This window comes from Acinetobacter sp. YH01005 (genome assembly GCF_013420465.1).
Lineage (GTDB): Bacteria > Pseudomonadota > Gammaproteobacteria > Pseudomonadales > Moraxellaceae > Acinetobacter > Acinetobacter amyesii.
Map to the genome: position 1 here is coordinate 1 of NZ_VOYA01000029.1, position 22,888 is coordinate 22,888.

22 protein-coding genes and 1 pseudogene are annotated in these 22,888 nt (G+C 39.8%); 16 read left to right on the plus strand and 7 right to left on the minus strand.

Annotated elements, in window-relative coordinates; all coding sequences use genetic code 11:
* Positions 1-150 precede the first annotated feature (150 nt).
* The 6 genes from FTT72_RS14455 (at position 151) to FTT72_RS14480 (ending at position 5,716) form a co-directional block, all read left to right on the plus strand.
* Positions 151-912: a hypothetical protein gene (locus tag FTT72_RS14455; protein WP_180178602.1), complete on the plus strand. Its 762-nt coding sequence runs from the start codon at positions 151-153 to the stop codon at positions 910-912.
* A complete protein-coding gene (locus FTT72_RS14460; RefSeq protein ID WP_180178594.1) occupies positions 912-2,462 on the plus strand; it encodes a GH3 auxin-responsive promoter family protein in 1,551 nt (516 codons plus the stop codon). The genes FTT72_RS14455 and FTT72_RS14460 overlap by 1 nt, the downstream gene beginning before the upstream one ends.
* Position 2,463: 1 nt before the next feature.
* Positions 2,464-3,630 (plus strand): GNAT family N-acetyltransferase, encoded by a 1,167-nt coding sequence (locus FTT72_RS14465; RefSeq protein ID WP_180178595.1) that lies wholly within the window; start codon positions 2,464-2,466, stop codon positions 3,628-3,630.
* 128 nt (positions 3,631-3,758) lie between these two features.
* Positions 3,759-5,060: a DUF945 family protein gene (locus FTT72_RS14470; RefSeq protein WP_180178596.1), complete on the plus strand. Its 1,302-nt coding sequence runs from the start codon at positions 3,759-3,761 to the stop codon at positions 5,058-5,060.
* Between the two features lie 233 nt (positions 5,061-5,293).
* Positions 5,294-5,434 carry a hypothetical protein gene (locus tag FTT72_RS14475; protein WP_180178597.1) on the plus strand — a complete coding sequence of 47 codons (141 nt, stop codon included), beginning with the start codon at positions 5,294-5,296 and terminating at the stop codon, positions 5,432-5,434.
* 123 nt (positions 5,435-5,557) lie between these two features.
* A complete protein-coding gene (locus FTT72_RS14480; protein WP_162689727.1) occupies positions 5,558-5,716 on the plus strand; it encodes a hypothetical protein in 159 nt (52 codons plus the stop codon).
* 41 nt (positions 5,717-5,757) lie between these two features.
* Here the strand turns inward: FTT72_RS14480 and rlmKL are convergent, their stop codons facing one another.
* Positions 5,758-7,962 (minus strand): bifunctional 23S rRNA (guanine(2069)-N(7))-methyltransferase RlmK/23S rRNA (guanine(2445)-N(2))-methyltransferase RlmL, encoded by a 2,205-nt coding sequence (gene rlmKL / locus FTT72_RS14485; protein ID WP_180116756.1) that lies wholly within the window; start codon positions 7,960-7,962, stop codon positions 5,758-5,760.
* 221 nt (positions 7,963-8,183) lie between these two features.
* Between rlmKL and FTT72_RS14490 the strand changes: the two genes are divergently transcribed.
* The 5 genes from FTT72_RS14490 (at position 8,184) to FTT72_RS14510 (ending at position 14,006) form a co-directional block, all read left to right on the plus strand.
* Positions 8,184-8,540, plus strand: coding sequence for a hypothetical protein (locus tag FTT72_RS14490; RefSeq protein WP_180010389.1), 357 nt, complete (start codon positions 8,184-8,186; stop codon positions 8,538-8,540).
* Between the two features lie 369 nt (positions 8,541-8,909).
* Positions 8,910-9,926, plus strand: coding sequence for an aspartate carbamoyltransferase catalytic subunit (locus FTT72_RS14495; protein ID WP_180010388.1), 1,017 nt, complete (start codon positions 8,910-8,912; stop codon positions 9,924-9,926).
* A gap of 9 nt (positions 9,927-9,935) precedes the next feature.
* A complete protein-coding gene (locus FTT72_RS14500) occupies positions 9,936-11,171 on the plus strand; it encodes a dihydroorotase (protein ID WP_180178598.1) in 1,236 nt (411 codons plus the stop codon).
* Between the two features lie 209 nt (positions 11,172-11,380).
* Positions 11,381-12,856, plus strand: a complete 1,476-nt coding sequence (locus FTT72_RS14505) for an OmpA family protein (protein ID WP_180178599.1) — start codon at positions 11,381-11,383, stop codon at positions 12,854-12,856.
* A gap of 121 nt (positions 12,857-12,977) precedes the next feature.
* Positions 12,978-14,006, plus strand: a complete 1,029-nt coding sequence (locus FTT72_RS14510; RefSeq protein WP_180176977.1) for a DUF1311 domain-containing protein — start codon at positions 12,978-12,980, stop codon at positions 14,004-14,006.
* Positions 14,007-14,055: 49 nt separating this feature from the next.
* Here FTT72_RS14510 and FTT72_RS14515 read toward each other — a convergent pair whose 3' ends face one another.
* Both FTT72_RS14515 and FTT72_RS14520 read right to left on the minus strand, forming a co-directional pair.
* Positions 14,056-14,502, minus strand: coding sequence for a universal stress protein (locus tag FTT72_RS14515; RefSeq protein WP_078188616.1), 447 nt, complete (start codon positions 14,500-14,502; stop codon positions 14,056-14,058).
* Positions 14,503-14,644: 142 nt separating this feature from the next.
* Positions 14,645-15,088 carry a universal stress protein gene (locus FTT72_RS14520; protein WP_078191806.1) on the minus strand — a complete coding sequence of 148 codons (444 nt, stop codon included), beginning with the start codon at positions 15,086-15,088 and terminating at the stop codon, positions 14,645-14,647.
* A 312-nt stretch (positions 15,089-15,400) separates the two neighbouring features.
* On the opposite strand from FTT72_RS14520, the gene FTT72_RS14525 reads away from it, so the two are divergent.
* The 3 genes from FTT72_RS14525 to FTT72_RS14535 all read left to right on the plus strand — a co-directional run bounded on the left by FTT72_RS14525 (position 15,401) and on the right by FTT72_RS14535 (position 17,396).
* Positions 15,401-16,408 (plus strand): alpha/beta hydrolase, encoded by a 1,008-nt coding sequence (locus FTT72_RS14525; protein ID WP_180178600.1) that lies wholly within the window; start codon positions 15,401-15,403, stop codon positions 16,406-16,408.
* 81 nt (positions 16,409-16,489) lie between these two features.
* Positions 16,490-16,834 carry an SMR family transporter gene (locus tag FTT72_RS14530; RefSeq protein WP_078188613.1) on the plus strand — a complete coding sequence of 115 codons (345 nt, stop codon included), beginning with the start codon at positions 16,490-16,492 and terminating at the stop codon, positions 16,832-16,834.
* A 1-nt stretch (position 16,835) separates the two neighbouring features.
* On the plus strand, positions 16,836-17,396 hold the full coding sequence (locus FTT72_RS14535; RefSeq protein WP_180165871.1) for a TetR/AcrR family transcriptional regulator: 561 nt from the start codon (positions 16,836-16,838) through the stop codon (positions 17,394-17,396).
* 27 nt (positions 17,397-17,423) lie between these two features.
* Here FTT72_RS14535 and FTT72_RS14540 read toward each other — a convergent pair whose 3' ends face one another.
* The 4 genes from FTT72_RS14540 to FTT72_RS14555 all read right to left on the minus strand — a co-directional run bounded on the left by FTT72_RS14540 (position 17,424) and on the right by FTT72_RS14555 (position 21,841).
* Positions 17,424-18,593 carry a benzoate/H(+) symporter BenE family transporter gene (locus FTT72_RS14540; RefSeq protein WP_180178601.1) on the minus strand — a complete coding sequence of 390 codons (1,170 nt, stop codon included), beginning with the start codon at positions 18,591-18,593 and terminating at the stop codon, positions 17,424-17,426.
* Positions 18,594-19,147: 554 nt separating this feature from the next.
* Entirely contained in the window at positions 19,148-19,798 is a 651-nt protein-coding gene (gene leuE / locus FTT72_RS14545; protein WP_180060075.1) for a leucine efflux protein LeuE, read from the minus strand.
* 73 nt (positions 19,799-19,871) lie between these two features.
* Positions 19,872-20,861, minus strand: a complete 990-nt coding sequence (gene tal / locus FTT72_RS14550; RefSeq protein WP_180088133.1) for a transaldolase — start codon at positions 20,859-20,861, stop codon at positions 19,872-19,874.
* A gap of 89 nt (positions 20,862-20,950) precedes the next feature.
* A complete protein-coding gene (locus FTT72_RS14555) occupies positions 20,951-21,841 on the minus strand; it encodes a LysR family transcriptional regulator (protein WP_180116750.1) in 891 nt (296 codons plus the stop codon).
* 117 nt (positions 21,842-21,958) lie between these two features.
* Here FTT72_RS14555 and aceI point away from each other — a divergent pair, with 117 nt between their 5' ends.
* Together aceI and FTT72_RS14565 are read left to right on the plus strand one after the other, a co-directional pair.
* Positions 21,959-22,384: a chlorhexidine efflux PACE transporter AceI gene (gene aceI, locus FTT72_RS14560; RefSeq protein WP_078191799.1), complete on the plus strand. Its 426-nt coding sequence runs from the start codon at positions 21,959-21,961 to the stop codon at positions 22,382-22,384.
* 337 nt (positions 22,385-22,721) lie between these two features.
* Positions 22,722-22,888 (plus strand): annotated as a pseudogene (locus tag FTT72_RS14565) (IS3 family transposase); the annotation flags it as partial.

Consider the following 22,888-nt stretch of genomic DNA (forward strand, 5'->3'; position numbering starts at 1 on the left):
GTTAAAATGCTGTGCTGCTTTTCGCACAGACATTTTATCTCTAGTCATAATTTCTATGACTTTGTCTTTAAAATCTTTTGAATATCCCATGTTTCTATTGTTCTATATTTTTAAGTATTTGGCTATAGTTTATATAAACATACTGGTGACATCACTGTTCAAGAACTCAAACGCATGTATGGTATTTATCAAAAGTATTATGCCAATACCCGTTATGAAATTTTTGAACGCGACTTCTTAGAAAAAACCGGTGTTTTTTTTATTATTGAACCGAAAAATAATCAAATTGTCGGATTTTCGACGGTTATGGAACGTGACTTTGTTGTTGATGGTAAAGCCCGACATGCTTTTTTCAGTGGAGATACCATTATTGAGAAAGAGTATTGGGGAAATCGTGCATTAACTAGAGCAATGTTCCGTTATATTATTAGTTTTAAATTTCGTCATCCAAGAACACCTATATATTGGATTTTAATCTCTAAAGGCTTTAAAACTTATCTGCTCTTAGCCAATAACTACTACAGCTACTATCCACACTATGGTGAGAAAAATGCTCATCTCAAAGACTTTGTTGAATCGTACTGTAAAGAATACTTCTCAGAATATTATAACCACGAAACGGGTCTGCTGAATTTTGGCGAAGACTATCAACCACTCAAAGCAGATGTTGCGCCCATCACCCATGAAATGCGCGAAAATAATACCAAGATAGCTTTCTTTGAAGATAAGAACCCAACTTGGGTCGATGGAACAGAACTTCCGTGCATTGGTGAATTACGCTGGAGCGATTTATACCGTTATGTAAATCGATTCTTAACCAAGACCACCAGTGTGAGTAAACATGACAGCAAGTTACGTTATAAGTCACGTACATTGCATATTGCGACAGGTTCAGACTCGAAGGTGGCCTAATGGGATTGCTTCTCACTACAGCACATCAAGTTTTGAATATTGCCTGCCGTAAAGCATTTCAGCGCTATACACAGCAGGCAAATCAGCTGGAAAATGTGCAACGTAAAAAATTAAGTCATTTTTTAAAGCAGCACATTTCGCAAAATCTAAGCTATGAGCAATTTTCCAAAAAATATCCGCTTTCGCGTTATAGCAATTGGAAAAGCCAAATTGAACAATCCAGACAAAGTGGCAAAAATAGTTTGGGGCCTGAAAAAATTGTACGGTTTCAACCGACCAGTGGGTCGAGTGAAGCAATTAAATTCATTCCCTATACTCAGGCTTTTTTAGATGAACTGGATGAGGCTATTGGTTTATGGCTGACTAATTTATATCGGACACACCCACAACTTAAAAATTCAACGCATTATTGGTCGGTTTCATGGTTGCCTGAAAGCCAGCGAAAGCTTTTAGAAAATAGTAATTTAAATGATGACAGTGCGCTGCTTAATCTGTCGAAGCGAGTGTTGAGTAAAATTACTCAATCGGTACCGACTGAAATTGCGATGGCAAATTCAGCCGAAGATGCCATGTTTGCAACCGCGGTGTATCTCGTTGCAGATAAGCATTTAGGCATGATTTCGGTATGGAGTCCTACATTTGCATTGCAATTGCTGGATATTATTCAAGAACATCAAGCTGAAATTGTACAGGTCTTAAAAACTGGACAATGGCAACGTGATGGTTTGAGTTTTCTGCAAGTTCCTAAATCTTGTCAACAATGCTATCGCTTACAAGACTTGGATTTAACCCAAGCAACGGCGTGGAAAAAACTGTGGCCTAAACTCAGTCTGGTTTCGAGTTGGGATACAGCGAGCGCAGAGCAATGGGCAGTACAGCTACAGCAACGAATTGCAGGGGTGGCATTTGAGGGTAAAGGTTTATGGGCAACTGAAGGCGTAGTGACGATTCCATTTGCAAACCGTTTTACCTTAAGTTATCAGTCACATTTTTATGAATTTATTTTGCAAGACAGCCAAAAAGTGGTGTCATCTTGGCAACTGAAAATAGGCGATATCGTTAGTCCTGTGATTACTACAGGTTCAGGATTAATTCGTTATGTGATTGATGATGAATTAGAAGTCACCGACTTTTATCAGCAAGTGCCATGTTTCAATTTTTTAGGTCGCAAAATGACGGTTGATCTGGTCGGAGAAAAGCTCGACCACAATGCTGCAGTTAAAGTTCTTGCAGAGTTTAAACAAGCGGATTATTTGCCGATTAGTATCTTGGGTATCGAACAATGTTCGGTTAAAAAACCGCACTATATTTTACTCAGTGAAGGCAATGTAGACAAACAACCATCCGCTCAAGCACTAGACCGTTTGCTTAAACATAATTTTCATTATGAATTGGCACGCGATCTAGGGCAGTTGGATGAACCTGAAGTGGTACATGTACAAGATGCTTGGGACTACTACAAAACACTAGCCATGAACAATGGCATGATTGAAGGGAATATTAAGCCTGAGCCGCTTAAGAAAATGAAAACAAAAATAATTGAGTATTGAGATGGATATCGATGTGTTAGATGCACCGTTCGACGAAACGGTGCTATATCATTCAAAGAACGAGACTAAGTTTGCGGTTCGAAATGCGACTGTCGAAGATGATGAGCAACTAATGAAAATTAGTGCAGAGACTATGCCAAGCAATGGCATCACATTATCTTATGCGCGTCACCCCAGTTATTTTGATGCCAGCCACGCACAGTATAATCGTCCAGATTTAAAAGTGGTTGTTCCTGTGGAAGATCCATCTATCGTGATTGCGATGATGAATTTGGGATGGCGTTATTGTTATATCAATGGTCAGCCTGACCTGATGCGTTATGTCGCCGATTTAAGAATGAATCCAGCGTATCGTGGTGCTAAAGTCATGCGTTTATTGATGGACTATCTCCATGATGAAATACCACAAGACACGATTTTTGAAAGTGTGGTTTTAAACGACAATATTGTCGCTGCCAGTATTTTACATCATGAAAGATCTGGATTTCCGCTGCCATATTTTTATGATGAAATTCGAACCTTTACCGTTTCACAGGCAGTGAAACCAAAAACTTTCAATCAATATCAATTTAAAACCCTGACTGCTGAACGTGTAGATGAAGCGAATGATTTCATTTTAAAAATGAAAGACCATTATAATTTTTTACCTAGCTATGATTTTAATGCTTTGGTAGATGGTCAAAATCCATTTTGGGCAGGCTTAAATCTGGACGATTTTTATTTGATTTATGATCAGCACAATCAGTTGGTTGGACTCTACGGATTATGGAATCAAAAGAGTTTTAAACAAACCCGCGTAATCGACTATTCACGTCCATTAAAGTTGATGAAGCCGTTTTATAATGCCTATGCCAGTGTGCGTGGTGTATTATCACTGCCAAAAATTCAGGGAACTTTCGATTATTTAATGCTGCATAGTCCACTATGTCATCCTGAACATCTAGATGTATTTGCAAGTTTGATTTTTCATGCCAAGCAACAGACCAAGCGACGTGGCAAAGAAACCTATTGCATCACTTTGGCAGAGAAGGACCCGCGTATAGGATGGATGAAAAATACCACCTCTCACGTGTTAAAAGCCAAGCACTATTTTCATAGTTTTAAAGGTAATCCATATGCAGCTTTTGATCGTAAACGTATAAGTTATTTTGAAGCTGGGCGTATATAGTTAAAGTGATAGCCATCAAAAAATCAATTAAAACCGCCAAATCAATCATTTAATATCATTCTAATTGTGTACTTATGTAACTGAGTTCTTCAGTATACTGCGCAAAGAATAATCAGAATGAGAAAGACATGTCAAAATTGATGTGGGGAATTGGCAGTTTAGCGGTGCTTTCAGCAGCTGTGGTGGGAGGAAATTTATATGCAGATAAATCTCTTGCCCAATTTTATACACAGAATAATTGGTCAGCAGCTGTACAAGATGTTGATGTGAAGTACAGCAATTATCAAATGGGTTTGATGGGTGGAACGGTCGATTGGGTATTAACCCTGAAAACAGACCCGTGTAAACCCAAAGAAGTGATCGTGTTGAAGGGTACCGATCAGATTCAACGTGGGTTGAAAGGCTATAACATCAACTCGAATTTTAAGATTGTTCAACAACAAAGTACGTCCGAATATGCCAAGCTTTTTGGCACGGACTTAACGGCAAAAACGTTGGTCAATTGGATTGGTCAAAGTAAAACCGATTTACAGATTCCTGCATTTAAAACGACTGCACAAGGTGCAACAGTACAAGTTGATGCCAGCCAATTGCAAATTCGGATCAGTAGTCTACCGGGGCAGGCCACTAAGGTCTCTGAGCTTTCAATCCATTTACCTGTGGTTAGGTTGAGTGAAGGTCCAATGCAAACCATGGTGCAAAATTTTTCGATGAAGACCAATCAAGGTCTAAATCAGAAAAATCTTGAAAATGGTTTTGTTGAAATCCAAGCGGGTTCTATCAAACGTTTAGATCAAAAGTTCTCAGGCGGCATGCGTGGTATGCAACTGCGTTGGGAGACCGAACTAAATAAACATGATGTGTACTTTGAAGGCTACTTAAAAGCTGATGAGATGGATTTCCCAGGTTCACCAGTCACCAAAGATTTCGCACTGAATTTGGCATTGCATAAAGTCAATCTAGATAAAGTTCGTGCATTTAGTGAACTTTTGCATCAGGTGGAAAACTCATGCGATGCAGTGAGTGAATCAAGTGAAGAAATGACTCAAGCTTTCTTAGCTATCGCAAGCCAAGGTTTTGATTTTGAGTCTAAAGATAACTCGATCAGTATTGGTGGAGGTAAAGCCTCTGCAAATGTCGTGGGGAAAGTCATGCCGGGTCACCATGCCTCAATGGAGTCTTTTATTAAAATGGTGCCGAGCTTACTGGATTTTCAAGCAGACTTAAGTTTTGATAAAAATATGATGACTGCAATCATGAATAACTTTTTACAATTACAGGGCAAAAGTTTGTCAGGACAGGAAGCTGAAGCCATGTTTGCAGGTTTTGAAACATCCGGGCAAGGCAAGCGCGATGGCAATAACATGGTCATGAGTATGCAATATAAGTTCGGTCAAAAGCTTTTTGGTCAAGCCATACAAAATAAATAAGCAACAAGTCGTTAGTCGTTTAGTTTGAAAATATAAAACCGTCATTGATTGACGGTTTTCTATTTTGAGCTGCGGAATCATGATGTTCACTTTATCGGAACACAGCGGCCTAGCCATTGTTGAACAGTTGAAAAGTTGCTAGCGTCAATGGGCAACTAGCCAATGAAAACAACAATAGGAAAGACACCATTTCACACGATTATTTTTTTAGACGGAAACTTGTTCATTCATCCATGCCTAAATGTTCTTGGGTAAAACACAGTCTTATTAGTAGCATTTTTCTGATCGCTGTTCAGTCTACAGTTTTGGCGGGTACTTCAATTTCAGATCAACGTTTGTCGAATGAAACGCAAGGTAAAAAACAATTTAGTTAAGAAACCTTAGATATTATTGAGAGTGAAGCAGCTAAACCCAAAGAAGAGCAGCAGAACAATTCAAATCATAAATCTAATCGTAATAATAAGATCATTCAGGAGACCCAGCTTGAAGGCTCAACCATGAGTGATTATTTGCTTCAAAAGAAAAGGGCAGCGGATCAGGTCGGGTTAATACAATCTCCTGAAGTTGCACCGATTAACCGTATTGTGCTGCAAGAGCGACATGAAAATATTCGAGTAACGTATCCAGATGGAGTTGTGGTTGAAATGAAGCACTGACGTGCTTCATTTCATAGATCAGGAATTTCTAAAGTCAAACCTTAGATTTGTGGATGAGTGATTTTCCATGCACGGTGAATTTTGGTATTACGTTTAAAGTCTAGGCCAATGGTTTCATTGCTGATTTCTTCAACGTCAAACATTGCCATGATCACATCGTCCATCTCAAAACCACGGTAGTTGTTTGAGAAGTAAAGCGTTCCGTCAGTGGTTAAACGGTTCATGGCACGTTTAAGCAAAGACATATGGTCGCGTTGGACATCAAACGTACCATAGAACTTTTTAGAGTTAGAGAATGTTGGTGGGTCAATAAAGATCAGGTCATATTGCTCGTGACCTTCTTTCAACCATTCAAAACAGTCGCTAGAGAAGAACTGATGTTGTTCATCTGCATGATCTACTGTCAAACCATTCAGTACAAAGTTCTCTTTAGACCAGTTTAGGTAGGTATTTGACAAATCGACACTGGTCGTACTTGCTGCACCGCCAAGCGCTGCATGTAAGCTCGCTGTAGAGGTATAGCTATATAAGTTCAGGAAGTGTTTACCTTTGGCTTCTTTGGCAATCCGTAGACGCATTTGACGATGGTCAAGGAACAAACCTGTATCGAGGTAGTCTGTTAGGTTCACCAAAATCTTTGCTTTGCCTTCTTGAACGATAAAACGTTTAGACGCAGTACTTTGTTTGGTGTACTGATTTTTACCTTCTTGGCGGGCACGTGTTTTAATGAAAATCGCATCACGACCTAAGCCTGTCACTGCACGAATCGCTTGCAGTGCTAAGTTAAAGCGTTTTTTGGCTTTCTCAGGGTCAATTTTTTTCGGTGGTGCGTATTCTTGTACGTGTAAACGATCACCATACAAATCTACTGCGACATTAAAGTCTGGTAAATCGGCATCATATAAACGTAAGCAGAAAATATTTTCTTTAACTGCCCATTTTTTAAGATTCTGCATGTTTTTTTGCAGACGGTTAGTAAAGTCTTCTGCACCTTCAATTTTTTCAAATTGTTGAGGTTCCCAATGCTCGAGGAAAGGCTTTTGAACTGCTGCAGGTTTGACTGTACCAAAACGGACGTAAATTGGGAGCTTACCATTCATCAAACGCAAAATTTGCGGATCATTAAAGGCAAGGACATCGGCCTGTTCAACTTGTGCTGCAATAATCGCAGCAGGCTGATTTGGGAAGTTCTTTTGTAATAATGCCGATAGACCTAAATACAGTGCGCGGTTAGAGGCTTTATCACCTAAACGCTCGCCGTATGGCGGGTTAGTGACAACAAAGCTTTTCTTACCTGTTGCTTGGAAATCTGGCCAGTCTGCAAGTGTACGTTCTTCAATCTTAATTTGATCAAGTACAGATTCGAAACCTGCCGCGATAATATTTTGTTTAGTTGCTTTTACCGCTTCCCAGTCTGCATCAAATGCATAGAATTGTGGCAGAGAGTTTTCAAGTGCGGCTTTATGACGTTCAGCAGCTTCACCTTTGATCGACATCCAAAGTTCATGGTCATGACCATTCCAACCATTAAAACCAAAACGACGAACAAGGCCTGGCGCGCGGTCAGTCAAAATCATTAAAGATTCAATGATAAATGTCCCTGAACCACACATTGGGTCCAGGATAATATCGGGTTGATGCTGTTTAAGTTTTGCTTTCTGTAAGATGGCAGCCGCTAGGTTCTCTTTAATCGGCGCATCTGTCATATAGCGTCGGTAGCCTCGTTTATGTAGAGAATCACCTGATAAATCTAAGCAATAAGTATGTTCAGTTTTGCCAGCTAATACATACAACGTAATTTCAGGTTGCTTAATGTCAATGCTAGGACGTTTGCCCACAGCTTCCATAAAGGAATCGACCACACCATCTTTAACACGTAAAGTTGCGAACTGAGAATTGACTTTAATGTCACGTTCGATGTGTAAACGCACGGCAAATGTACTTTGTGGTGCAAAAATAAGTGACCAATCAAAGTTTATTGCACCTTCATAGAGCTCTTCCGCTACATCACGTGCATCATGCGTGAACTCTAATTCATGTGTATGAATCGGGGTGAGTACACGAGAAGCCAAACGTGACCACATGCAAATACGATATGCATCTTCAAGTGTGCCTTTGAATACAAGACGACCCGGGAACTGTTCAATATTTTGAACACCTAAACCTTCAATTTCCTCGCGGAGTAAGGTTTCCAGTCCATCTGCACAGGTAACCCAATATGTAGAAAGACGCGGTTTCGAATTCATGTAAATTTCCAAAGGCAAAAAAGCAATCGCATATTTTAACGTATTTTCGTGGATTTGGGCGGACGATATTGCGCTGAAACGGGAGAAATATCGGTAGATTTGAATGACTTTATCAAATTTATTCTGTGTACATTGTGAGAAATATCACTTAATGGTACAAAAATTGCTATAACCCTGATCAAAATTCGATCTTTATAATATTGATATCATTAGGGGTATTTATGACAGGGCTGGCAATCAATAGTCAATCAAACGCATTTTCAATTGCAACTTTAATCTATGCGCGCTTACGTCGTGTGTCAGGTCGGGTTATTGACGCATTATATGTGGTTGAGAATGTCGAATACGCACGCTTTGTTTCTAACTTGGCTTTGGAAACGGCCGATCCTGAATTATCTCGTTTGGTTGCGCGGCTTTACAGCGAGTTGAATTTGCATGAAGCTGCAGTTTCAGCACAAGAAGAACCAATAGTTAGCTCAGTTCAATCTGAAACAGCAGAAATTTTAATGAGCGAACCGACTGCGGAAGATATCTATAAAGCACAGGTTGCACATCGTTATATTGGCGCATTGCGTTAATTCAATCCCGCTGTGAGCAGCAGCATAAATTTCCTGCTGCACACCGCCTGAAGTATCAACCATCTTTCCATGTTTCAAGAGCTGTTGAACTGTGCAGAAGGCGGTTGTTCATAGCTGAACTTTATCTGTTTGAAAGTATTCAATTCAATCAAAAATAAGGACAGATAGAAGTCCTGTTTGAAGGCTTTTTGAAAGGGGAAAGGTGAAGTTTAATTTAAACCGTTTAATTTATCTAATTGAAATGATAGATAGGAATTTGAAAATTCATTTTGAATAACATCATGCGTTTGCATTGAACGTTGAAAACTTCAACTGCCATTTGCCAAGATTCTCTGTATAATGCGTTAACTTAACGATAAGGAATCTCTCATGCACTTGGCGGCATTGCATACACCGAGCCAGATTCAACTCAACCAAGATGGTAACTTAAAACATTTCCTCACCATCGAAGGCCTTTCTAAAGAAACTCTCACAAAAATATTGGACACTGCACAGTCCTTTTTTAATGACCAAAATCAGCTGATTACCAACAACCTTTTAGAAGGTCGTACGGTGATGAACCTGTTTTTTGAAAATTCAACACGTACCCGTACCACTTTTGAAGCGGCAGCAAAACGCCTGTCTGCAAACGTATTGAACATTGATATTGCACGTTCAAGTACATCAAAAGGCGAGACACTGCGTGATACCTTGTGGAATTTAGAGGCGATGGCGACCGACATTTTTGTGGTTCGTCATTCATCGTCAGGCGCGCCGCACTTTATTGCCAAAGATGTTTGTCCGCATGTGGCAATCATCAATGCAGGCGATGGCCGACATGCACATCCAACCCAAGCCATGTTGGATATGTTGACGATTCGCCGTGAAACCAAAAAGAATTTTGAAGACATTTCCATTGCTATTATTGGTGATATTAAGCATTCGCGTGTTGCCCGCTCAGATGTCGCTGCATTGCAAACATTAGGCTGTAAAGATATTCGTGTCATTGCGCCAAATACTTTGCTGCCTTACGGTTTTGATGATTATGGCGAAGGCATTCGTTTGTTCAACAATATGGAAGACGGCATTCAAGACTGCGACGTGATTATTACTTTACGTATTCAAAATGAACGTATTGATTCTCCTGCGCTGTCATCTCAAGCTGAATTCTACAAAATGTACGGTTTGAATAAAGAACGCTTGGCTTTGGCAAAACCTGACTGCATCGTGATGCATCCGGGACCAATGAACCGCGGTGTTGAAATTGACTCGAGTATTGCCGATGGTGCTCAGTCCGTGATTTTACATCAGGTGACCAACGGTATTGCGGTGCGTATGGCGGTACTGGCTTTGGCGATGCAAGGTCAGCTGCAAGAAAAAGGTTTAATTGAAGCGATTGCGGTTTAAGGGATAGTCATGAGTATTGTTAAAGTTGAAAATGTACGTGTCTTAGATCCAATCAATCAAACTGACAGCGTACAGACGGTTTATATTGAAAATGGCCGATTGGTTGCCGAAAGCAATGCCGCTGAAACCATTGATGGTCAAGGCAAATGGCTGATGCCAAGTATGGTTGATCTCTGTGCGCGTTTGCGTGAGCCGGGTCAGCAGCAGCATGGCACTTTAAAGTCAGAAGGTAAGGCTGCACGTGCGAATGGTATTTTGCATGTGTTTACCCCGCCTGACTCAAAACCGATTGTGCAGGACAATGGCGCATTGATTCATGGCCTGGTGGAAAAAGCCATGATTGATGGTGGCATTTATCTGCAGGTGATTGGCGCGCAAACTCAAGGCTTGTTAGGCAAGCAGCCTGCGAATATGGCGGGTTTGAAAAAAGGCGGCTGTACAGCAGTATCGAATGCTAATGCGCCATTTATGGACGATGATGTGGTGATTCGCACCTTGGAATATGCAGCGGGTCTGAACATGACCGTTGTGTTCTATGCCGAAGAACCACAAATTGCCAAAGATGGCTGTGTGCATGAAGGCTTTGTCGCATCTCGTCAAGGTTTACCGATGATCCCTGCATTGGCGGAAACCGTAGCCATTGCAAAATATTTACTGATGATTGAAGCCACTAAAGTGCGTGCGCACTTTGGTCTATTGTCATCAGGCGCATCTGTTGAATTGATTAAACATGCCAAAGCAAAAGGCTTACCGGTCACTTGCGATGTAGCCATGCACCAATTGCATTTAACTGATCAGTTGATCGACGGCTTTAATTCACTTGCGCATGTGCGTCCGCCGCTGCGTTCTGAGCAAGATAGAGACTTGCTCCGACAAGCGGTGAAAGACGGTGTGATTGACGCGATTTGTACGCATCATGAGCCATTAAGCAGCTCTGCGAAAATGGCGCCATTTGCTGAAACACAGCCCGGTTTTACCGCATTTGATACCTATGTACCTTTTGGTATTCAATTGATTCAAGAAGGCCTATTAAGCCCACTGGAATGGGTTGAGAAAGTCACACTCGCACCTGCTAAAGTAGCCAATATGCAGCAACATTGGGCAGATGAAGCGGGTTGGGTGCTTGTCGATCCAGAACTTGAGTGGACTATTAATAAAGACACGATTGTCTCAAATGGTAAGAACACACCATTAATTCAGCAAACGGTAAAAGGTAAAGTAGTTCACGCTTTTTATGCCGTTTAAGCGCACGCTCAACATGGAAATTTGTTGATTCTCAGAATTTTGATTAGACATTAAAAAGTCAGCTTCGGCTGGCTTTTTTAGTGAAGATTGAAAATAAAAGAAGAAATTAAAGCGTTGACAAGTCCGAACAAATTATTACATTTGATCAAAAAATAAGCATATAAACTGAAGTACATATGAAAATAATGACAACTGCATGGAGTACAAATATGAGTATAGATTTATTAGCGCTGATTAAGCAGCACGTCTCCTCGATTGTGCTGGACGGTGATACACAACACTTAACTGAAAAAAATTCAGCCATTAGCCAGTTTATTCCATTCCTGTTAAATATTTTTCGATCCAAACCTGAATTTATTGATGCCTTTCAAAAACAGTTAAACCCTCGTATTAGTGATATATTTTCAGCAAATCCCACATTAAAAGAACAATTTTTGCAACATCTCGGTGGCGGTGCTGCTCCAGCGTCAGAAATAGAGCAGACCTTGAATCATTCGATCGCCCCAACCATAGGGGTGCTTGAAAATGAAGCGGGTTCATCTGATCCTGTCGCAATCACGCATTTACTCGATAATCATGCAGATAGCATTTTGGCAGCACTCCCACAATGGGCTGTACCTTTACTCGCAGGTTTAGGGATAAACACAGCAGCCGGTCGTACATTACACCAAGCGCCTACCGTTGAACCAACGCCTGTTATCGTTGAAGAAAAACGCTCGAATTGGTTATTGCCGATTATTGCGCTGCTTATATTATTGGGTCTGATCGCATTTTGGTTTAAGTCTTGTACCAATAAACAAGAACCAACCACCTCTGCAACAACGGTTGCACAGCCTGCGGCATCTCAGCCAGCACATTTGCAATTTAGCACTGGTGCGGATGGGCAGTTAACCAACTGTCAAATTCAAACAGGTGATTCAAACTATCTTGAAATTTTGCAGCAACAAGTCAAACAGATCTTTAACTTTAATACGGGCTGTGGTGCAACATCCGATGCCAGTTACCATACTCAATTTATTGATCAAGATACCATTCCAACGGTTCTGCAAAAACTTAAAGGTGTGCCAAATACCACTTTAACCTGGACCGAAAATCAGTTATCGATTTTGTCGCAAAATCCTGCGGATGCTCAAAACCTTGCCAATCAAATTAAGCCTTTTGCAAAAAATATGACGGTATTGGTTCAAGAAGGCGTGAGCGAACAAACAGCAGTAGATAACAGTATTACTGATGCACAAAAAGCATTAGCGAGCATTAACCCTGAACAAGTTCGTGCGCTAGATGTTGCGACTGCGCTGAACTTACAAATTATTAATTTTGCGACAGGTTCATCTGATATTCCTGACGTAAATAAATCGATTTTGGATCAGGCGGCAGCATTGCTGCAGCGCGCTACAGAAGTACATCTGACTGTACAAGGTCATACCGACGCTGTGGGTAATGCGGAAGCGAATAAAGCTTTATCGCAAGAGCGTGCACAAGCTGTGGTGGATTATTTGGTGTCGAAAGGCGTTGATCCTGCACAGCTTCAAGCGGTGGGTTATGGTCAAGAAAAACCGGTAGCAGAAAACAGCACCAAAGAAGGTCAATTCAAAAACCGTCGTATTGAGTTTGAAGTTTTAAATACCGAGAATGGCAAAGTACGAGATGTTACCAATGAAGGCGTGACTGAAAAGGCCAATTAAAACCGTACTAAATGAGATGATATATAAAAAATCCCTGCACATGCGGGGATTTTTCTCGTCAAAGCGCTGTAATTTTGAGTAAAATACGCCCGAAGAATAAAATCATAATGGTACTTATACAATGAAAAAAATAGTCATCACGAGCCTCATGTTGTCTGCGGCATTAATATCCGGCTGTGATAATTTTAAAAATAAAAAAGATACAGAAGCCAAAACGGAAGCGCCTGCTTTGGAAGATTGGAGTTGTACTGCACAAGCCAATATTGACCAATTGCAAGATCATTTAAAAAAAGAATATCTCAAAGAATTAAACAAAGAAATACGTCAGTCAGATTATGAAGCCGATCAGCAACTCATGGATCTGATTGTAAAAAATCTAAAATTTAACATTCAAAATGTCACGACTTTAACTGAAGACCCTAATAAAGCCAAAACATTGGAATGTAGCAGTCAATTGTTGGTGGTTTTCCCGAAAGGATTACAAAAGCGTGCTGAAAACGCCTTTGCTGAACGACCATGTGATGAAGGCTGTGAAGAACGTGGTAATTATACTTTGAATGATTCACTCGAAGATGGGGAGTCAGGCTTAAGCATGGACAATGATCAGCTTAAAGGGAACTTTAGCTATAGCATCACTAAAACCGACAAAGATGGTTTAAGTTTAAGTGTCCCGAGTCAAAATGACGTAATTGATAGCGTTGTAACAGTGACACGTCATGCGGTGTTATATGCGGCATATAGTGCTCAAAATAAGCGAGATGAAGAATCCTATCAGCAAGGGATGGAGAGCCAATCTCAACAAATGAGCCTTGCACAAAAGGCGATGGATATTCGTAAGAAAGAGCTAGATCAGGATAATGCCAAAGTGGTGGATCGTCTCAATCAGACTTGGGATCATTTTAGTGATGAACAAAAGGCGCAGTTACAGCAAGATCAAGCAGACTGGTTTGAAAAGCGTGATATCGACTGTAAAGTGCTTGCACAAAAAAGTGTTTATTCATTAAATGAAAGTGAAAAAGAGACTTATCAAAAGCATTCGCAATACTGGGATGAGGCGATGAATACGCAAAATCAAGAGTTGCAATATACCAAATGCTTTAATCAGAAAACTACAGAACGAATTGTATATTTAAACAACGTTTTTAATTGATCTAAAAGAAGAAAAGCCCTCAATTGAGGGCTTTTCTTTGAATCTTAGTTTATTGCTTGATGATCAAAACAGGAATTGGGCACTGCGTTAAAATATTTTGTGCTACGCTGCCCAGCATGGCTTTTTTCAAACCTGTGCGTCCATGCGAACCCATGATGATTAAGTCTGCAGAGATTTCATCAGCCACTTGTAAAATCCCTTCAGTTGGCGATACACCATGAATCAAACGGGTTTTAACCTCGATACCATCGCGTACAAAGGTTTGTTTGATATCTTCTAAACGCAGCTGAGCACTTTTTTCAGCTTGCATAAAATATTCAGTGATTGCAGGTGCAACAGCATAGAAATCGACACCAACAAATGGATCAACAGCAACAACACTGACAATGGTCACTTGTGCATTTTGACTTTTAGCCAAGCTGAGGGCATGTTCAACAGCAGAATATGAAATTGGAGATTCATCCACAGGGACTAAAATTTGTTGATATTGACTCATATCTGCTTCCTTAATATTTTAAATGTTATCAATCTAATCTTGCTCTATTCACGATATTGTATGAATTAGACAAAAGGGTAAGCTTATTGGTGAAGGGTGTGCTGAATACAAAAAAAGCCCACATGATGTGGGCTTGGTCATCTTAAGCTTTTACAACCAACACAGGTAATTCAGTATTACTGAGTACATCTTGTGCGAAGCTGCCGAGCAGCATTTTCTTAAAGCCTTTGCGACCATGCGAACCCATCACGATCAAATCAGCTTTGACTTCATTGGCTGCTTCTACTACACCTTCAGCAGAAACTTGGCCTTTAATAATCTTACTTTGTGCTTCTACACCCACTTCAGTTGTAATTTGCACAGCTTCTTTTAATGCAGATTCTGCATTTGCGTAAGCTTGTACGAAATATTCTTTCATGATTGATGAAGAATAATAGAAGTCTGCATCGGTAAATGGGTCTTCAGCAACAAGGCTGATTAAAGTGAGTTGGCTGTTAAATGCCTTGGCAATAATTGCAGCTTTTTTAACTGCAGAAAACGAGATTTCTGAACCATCGACAGGTACTAAAATGTTTTGATATGACATGGAACAATCTCCTGTAATTTTGCTTTTAAACCCTATAGATTATTGATAACACATTGTCGTGAATGGTTCAATTTATTAATCTAAAAAATATTGTAAATTCATAAAATTACATAAATTAATGTCGATAAGTCGTCAAATAAATCTGAGCGAAAAACTCGGACTTTGCTCAAAAAATATTAAAATAAAATCGACTAATTTTCTCGGATTTTGAGCCTAAAAGATCAATATAAACTTTATAAAAATAAGCCTAAACTATATACAGATTTTAAATCTAAGATTTATAACAGAATTGATGCGATTGGATAGTTAGATATGTCATATAAAGTAGGGTTGGTTGTACTCAGCATGTGTTCAGTGTTGCATTTGTCTGGTTGTCAAAACACGCAAAGCAGTACCAAAGTGATTGCAGGTGCATTTAACTTATCGACACAAGTCCAAAAGACCTTTATCAACCTATATGCACCTGACAATGTTATTGTGCAGTCAAATATTCAATATCTACAAAATCCAAATTTAAGCTTGGATATCTATCAACCTGAAACAAGTACGGTTATTGCACCCAGACCAACAATTGTTTGGATCCACGGGGGCGGTTGGGTCTCTGGCTCAAAAGAACATGCAGGGGGATATTTTAAACGGCTCGCAGCCCAAGGCTATAATGTGGTTTCTGTTCAATATCAGTTTGCACCTGAAGCCATTTATCCCGTACAGCTCAACCAAATAGATGCAGCACTGACGTTTTTGAATCTACATGCAGCACAATATGGCATTGATTCGCAAAATATGTATTTGGCAGGGGATTCTGCAGGTGCAAATATGGCCAGTCATTATGCCGCCTTGGTTACGAAGCCAGATTTTGCGAAAGCGTCAAAGATTCAACCTGTATTAAAGCCTTCACAGCTTAAAGGGCTGATTTTGCATTGTGGTATTTATGATTTAAACAGCTTTGTAAATACTGCACCCGCAGAGATTGGACTGATCGAGTGGGGCGTCTATAACTTAGTTCAGGCGTATACCGGAGACAAAAAAGATGATGTCGAGTTTTTAACGCATATTTCAACAGCCTCAAATATTAATGCAAATTATCCGCCTGTACTTATCAGCGGTGGCAATAAAGATTTTTTAACCAAAACGCAATCTGAGCCTTTTGTAGAAAAATTGAAGGCAAATAATGTACCTGTGACGGCGGTATTTTATCCAGATTCGAAAGAATATTTGGTACATGAATATCAATTTATGATGAGTAAAAAGGCTAGCCAGCAGACCTTTGATCGCACTTTAGAATTTTTGCAACAACACGTACAGTCCGTTAAAAATTAAAAATAGGCTTAAAATGCTTGCAGAATAATCTTTAACTTAATAACATACCTACCAGTTGGTATGTTTGTTTTGGAATGAATAATGAATTCGGTAACATTGGCGTATGGCTTACTGTCATTGGCGATTATCTCAGAAGTAATTGGTTCGACATTTTTGGTGAAGTCAGAAGGCTTTACCAAACTTGCGCCTTCATTGGCTGTCGCAGTTTTATTCTGTTTGGCATTTTATTTATTGTCTCAGGTGATTAAAGTCATACCACTTGGTATTGCTTATGCCATTTGGGCAGGCGTTGGTATTGTTTTAACCGCACTAATTGGCTACTTTATCTTTCGTCAAAGTTTAGACCTCCCAGCCATGTTAGGGATAGGCCTGATTGTTTCAGGTGTGGTCGTGATCAACCTGTTTTCAACTTCAGCTGGACATTAATATGGATAATCCGCATCAGCGCAAGAAAGAGCCTCAACTGATACGCCAAAGTATTTTGCAGCATGCAATCCGTCTTGCTGCAGATAAAGGTGTCAACGGGGTGTCGATTCAAGCCGTTGCGGATTTAGTTGGGGTTACAAAAGGTGGTGTATTTCATCATTTTTCAAATAAGCAAAAGCTCTTAGAGTCCATGATTGTGATGCTTTTGGCTCAATTAGACGAGGTCGTTGACCGATTAATTGACGAAGACCCTGAGCCATACGGTCGTTTTACCCGAGCCTATATTGAAATTACTTTAGAAAAACAAATCATGGGTTTGCAACAGTCTTGGTCCGCGATTTCGATGACCATGCTGACCGATAAAACTTTTAATGAATATTGGATCGAGTGGATGAACTCACGTTTAGAGCGTCATCATCAGACCGATTCAGATATAGAAATGAAAATTGTTCGTTATGCAGCCGATGGTATTTGGCTCACCGCTTTTACAGAAGTGGAAGACGAAAGTGAAACACAATTATTAAAACAAGAATTAATCGCCCGAACGTATCGAGCGAAATAGACTAAAACACTGTTTGTAAATGTGCGCTTAATTTCTCTTATACTTGAAAATAGCATGTACGGCTAAACCAAAGACCAACCCCCAAAACGCGGAACCAATACCAAAAAATTGTACGCCCGATGCACTAAACAAGAAGGTGAGTAGAGCAGCGTCACGTTCACTCGCTTCTTGGAAAGCAATGACGATGTTGTGTCCAATGGTGCCTAGTAGGGCAATGCCTGCTAAAGCGGTAATAAATATCAATGGGAAAGCGGTTAAGAAACTCACCAAAGTGGCTGCAAACAGGCCCATCAAAATATAAAAGAAGCCACAGGTCATACCTGCGATATAGCGCTTTTTCTCATCGGGGTGGGCTTGGTCATCTAGACTGATGGCGGCACTAATCGCAGCAATATTGACACTAAAACATCCAAATGGCGCGAGTAGCGTTTGGGCTGTCCCAGTCCAACCGATCAGTTGATTAACGTGGGGTTGATAGCCATAACTTTTAATCATGGCTAAACCCGGTAAATACTGAGAGGCCATATTGATTACAAAGAGTGGTAGCGCCAAACCCAGTATTGCTGAGATCGAAAATTCAGGTGTGACCCAAACCGGCTGTGCGAGTTCTAAATTAAGCGCCGGTAATTGAAAGCCAAGTAATAATGGACAAAGCATGATGCCAATGATCACCGTAATGACAATGCTATATCGTGGTAACAGTCGTTTACTGAGGACATAAGCCGCGAGTAAACCAAGAACGAATGCCCATTCATTTTGTAAACTGACAAATAGCTCAATACCAAATTTAAGGAGTACGCCCGCCAACATTGCACTGGTTAGACTTTGTGGGATATAGCGCAGTATTTTTTCAAAAATGCCTAAAAATCCGAGTACTGCTGTTAATAGGCCACAGACCAAGAATGCGCCTAGAGCGGCATTCATGCTGTAACCATTTGCAGTCGCTAAAATCAGTGCCAGTCCCGCAGTGGACCATGAAGTCGCAACGGGATATTTAAATTTCCAAGACAGAATCAACCCGCTTAAGCCGATACCCAAACCTAAAGCCCAAAACCAAGAGGTTATTTCTGCAGTGTTGGCACCGAGCAGTTGTGCAGATTGGATCACCAAAACAGCCGAGACGCTGATCCCGACTAAGAACGTAATAAAACCTGCAAAAGCAGCTGGAATGGAAAAGTCTTGGAGTAGTTTTTGCATAATGATCGAGCTATAACTATTGTTGGCGCAGGTTTAAGATGACATTTTTCAGGATGATACGCTCAAGTCCTGTACAGTAAAAGTGCTCATCGAGATATTATGGAAATTCTTTATTTATTCACTGATGTTACGCAGTAACATCAGAAGAGCCATTTGATTCAAATAAAAGAAAGATACGCGGCAACGTCATCCGCAAGTGTTTGAGACAGGACTACTTCTATTCAAAAATGTTTTTGCGATACTTTTGAATAATTAGACGCTAGTGAAGGAGTTTTGCGGATGGCAATGGTTTTGGGTACTTTTGCCGAAACAAAAGTACCTCCAGCCGAAGGCGAATCCCTTTATTTAAATCCTAGATGTAAGACTCCGTCGAATAGACTTAAAAAGCATTTTAAAAATGCGAAATTACTTTTACGTGCGTAACATCAGTTATTAACAAACGGCACTTTAATAGAGCGAATCGACAACAAACATTGTGGATGTTTCATCCATTCAAAAGTTTAAAGGCATATAGATTTTTAAGTAAAAAAACAGAAATACTTTGCCCATGTCGTTTACATGGTAGAAGTCGCAAGCTTTAGCCCAAATCCACAAAATAGAAGACCAACTGCAGCCACACAGCATGCCGTAAATTTATAACGATGGCTAAAATAGGTGGCCAGTTTTGCACCCGAAAAGATCAAAATCGTTAAATAGCTCATACTGATAATTTGCAGCACGATCGCGAGTGCGGTGAATGTAATCGCTGGATATGGATATGCAGGATCGACGAATTGCACAAAGAACGATAAGTAAAAAAGAATGGCTTTAGGGTTTAAAATACTGATGGTTAATGCAGTCTTAAACGGTTTCAGTTCGCTCAAACTCAGTTGTTTAGTGTCGAGTTGTTCTGGCGTTTGAACGGCATTCCATGTTTGGTAGGCAGCCTTGAAAAGTTTGATACCTAAATAACTTAAATACAGCGCACCGACAATTTTTAATAATAAGAATAACCAAGGGAAGGCATGAAGTAAGGATGCAGCACCGAGAGCAGTGAGTAAGATTAAGATCAAATCGCCAGTATAAACGCCAAAAGCGCCTAAATAGCCGACCTTAATGCCATAGCGAGAAGCAACAGACATGACATAAAGTGAATTTGGCCCGGGTAAAATCACAATTAATATCGTACCAATAATAAAGGTCGTTAAGTCTGTGATTCCAAACACTGAAGACACTCAAATAAAAAACCGAAGCTGTAGTATACAACTTCGGTTCTAGATGAAACTGAAAATTTCTAATTTATGCTTTTATTTCAGCATCTAAGCCAAAAGTTTGACGCAGTAAGCGACTTAATTGCTCACGGGCTTTAATAAAACCATCAATACCGCCTTGTAATAGTTGGAAAGACATTAAGTCTTTTTCAACTTCAGCTTTGAAAGTTTGCTTGTCGAGCACTTGTACATCGTGTTGACAGTGTGCATGCGCATGATGATTAGACAATTGCACTTCCACGGTACGCTGATCTTTTTCCAGTTCTGCCAATAAATTCGGTGAAACTGTCAATAAATCACAACCTGCTAAACCAAGCACTTGATCAATACTACGGAAGCTAGCACCCATAATTTCAGTTTTGATGTCATGTTGTTTGTAGTAGTGGTAAATCTGCTTCACTGATAACACGCCCGGATCTTTCTCAATCGGGTAGCTATCCACATTTTCAGCTTTTTTGTACCAATCTAAAATACGACCAACAAATGGCGAAATCAGCGTGACTTGAGCATCTGCACAGGCTTGAGCTTGATGTAAGCCAAACAATAGCGTCAGATTACAGTGAATGCCTTCGGCTTCAAGGGCTTTAGCGGCTTGAATGCCTTCCCATGTTGAGGCAATTTTAATTAAGATACGGTTTTGATCGATACCATACTGTGCATATAAAGCCAGTAACTCTTTGGCTTTTGCAATGGTGGCATCGGTATCATAAGACAAGGCTGCATCGACTTCTGTAGATACACGTCCTTCGATCAATTTTAAAATTTCTACACCAAATTTGACCGTAAGAATATCGATGGTGCGCTCAACCAGCTCATCGTTTTGATAACCTTCTTTACGCGCTTGTTCAAAAGCACTTTCAATCAGTTCTTTATTTTCAGGTTGATTTGCCGCTGCTGTAATTAAAGATGGATTTGTGGTCGCATCCAATGGACGGAATGTATTAATCGCAGCTAAATCACTGCTGTCAGCAACAATCGTTGTTAGGCTTTTTAATTGGTTTAACGCATTTTGAGTCATTTGAAATCTAGTTCTTAATGTTCTTGGTGTACATACTTTTATAACACAATCTGTTTAGAACCCAACCAAAAACCGCCCAATTAGGCGGTCTAAATCGTAGTTTTTCGTGAATTTCGGATGTGATTAATCAAAAAATGAGCAGCCGAGCCGAGAGGTTTTTCACGGTTCCAGACCAAGTCGACGAAATATTCAAATTTGGGTGTGAAATCTTGAAAGCTTAAGATTTTGAGTTGATCTTTGAGTGTCGGATTTTCATTAAACATCTCTAATGGAAGCACACCCCAACCCAGACCTTGAATAATCATCGAACAGGCAGAGTGGTGGTTATCTGTACGCCAACTGTGTTTGGAAAATAACAACTCTGGTTTGATACTTTTATCACGACTTGCAACCACGATTTGCCGACTTTGCAAAATTTGCTCAAAACTGACTTGCTTAAATTTCGACAGGCCATGTTTTGTCGCAGCAACAGGAACCAATGCTTCACGTTTCAATTCGACAAATTGTTCATAACTCTCAAGCTGTTCACGTTCAAACATTAGAGCAAGCTGTGCTTGACCTAGTAATAACATCTTTTGGGCATCTTCTTGAGGCGCAGAAAAAATATTGATTTGCAAAGATGGAAAATGAGTTTCTAGCAAAGAGATATAGTCGGTCCACTGCGTATGAAGCAGTTCTGATACCACCACGATATTCAGTGAAGACTCTAAACCATGACTCAGCGCAATCGCATGCTGTTTCCACTGATTGATTTCTATCAATAATTGTTCAGTTTTTTCATACAGGTTAAGCGCTTGAGCGGTGGGCACAGGCTCACGACCAACGCGCTCAAACAGTTTAAGGTTGAGATCAATTTCGAAATTCGCAATGGACATGCTGACTGCTGATGGCACTTTGCCGAGTTGTCTGGCGGCTGCGGAAAATGATCCTGTTTCCATGACTGTTTTAAAAATCATCAGTTGTTCTTGATTAATATTCATGTGCATACAGAAAAAATAAAGGAATACAACCTTTCAATAATATTGAAAGAATCTGACTCGATTAATCAATAATATAAAAATAAAATAAGTTTTTTACAAATAATAGAGTGTTTCAAAATGACGATTTCCAAGAGAAGGATTATTCATGCGCTAAGCTATGAGATCATCCTATTGGTGATCATTGCTATTGCTTTAAGTTTTATTTTTAAAGTTCCGATGGAGGTGACAGGTACGCTCGGTATTGCAATGGCGGTCACTTCTGTGATTTGGAACATGATTTTTAATCATTATTTTGAAAAATTTGAAGCAAAAAGAAAGTTAAAAAGAACCTTTGGTGTACGTGTTTTACATGCAATTGGATTTGAGGGCGGTTTAATGCTTGCAACCATCCCAATGGTGGCTTATGCCATGCATATGACCTTATGGCAGGCGATTTTGCTCGATTTTAGTATGACCATGTGTATTTTAGTCTACACATTTATTTTCCAATGGTGCTATGACCAGATCGAAGCGTACCTAGGTTACCAACCACAATATCGTTAAATTTCAATAAGAAAATCACATTGGCCTTTATTGATAAGTACAGGCCTTTTTTGCATTAAAATAGTGCAAAAATTTACAAATAACAATATATAAAAACATAATATAACTATAAAAAATTATACTAATTACATAACTTTTAAATATAAGAACAAAGAATGTTTTTAGGATTTAATTAAAAAAATATGCAAGACAAGGAGTTAGCATATGAAATTGATAAAAATTGTCACACCTGTTGTTTTACTTGGGCTTACACAATTTACATTTGCAGATGGTAACTTTAAACGTTTTGAACCGTACCGGGTTTGTCGGAGACTCAGTATTCTGAGAGAATGTTCCGATGACCAAATTAAAATATACCCCTGAAATCAGAGAAAGATCGGTTCAATTATTGATTGAATCTGAAAAAGACTATCCATCTAATTGGGCTGCGATCACAGCTATTGCGCCTAAGATTGGTTGTACTCCTGAAACACTTCGTGCTTGGCATCAAAAGCATTTAGATGA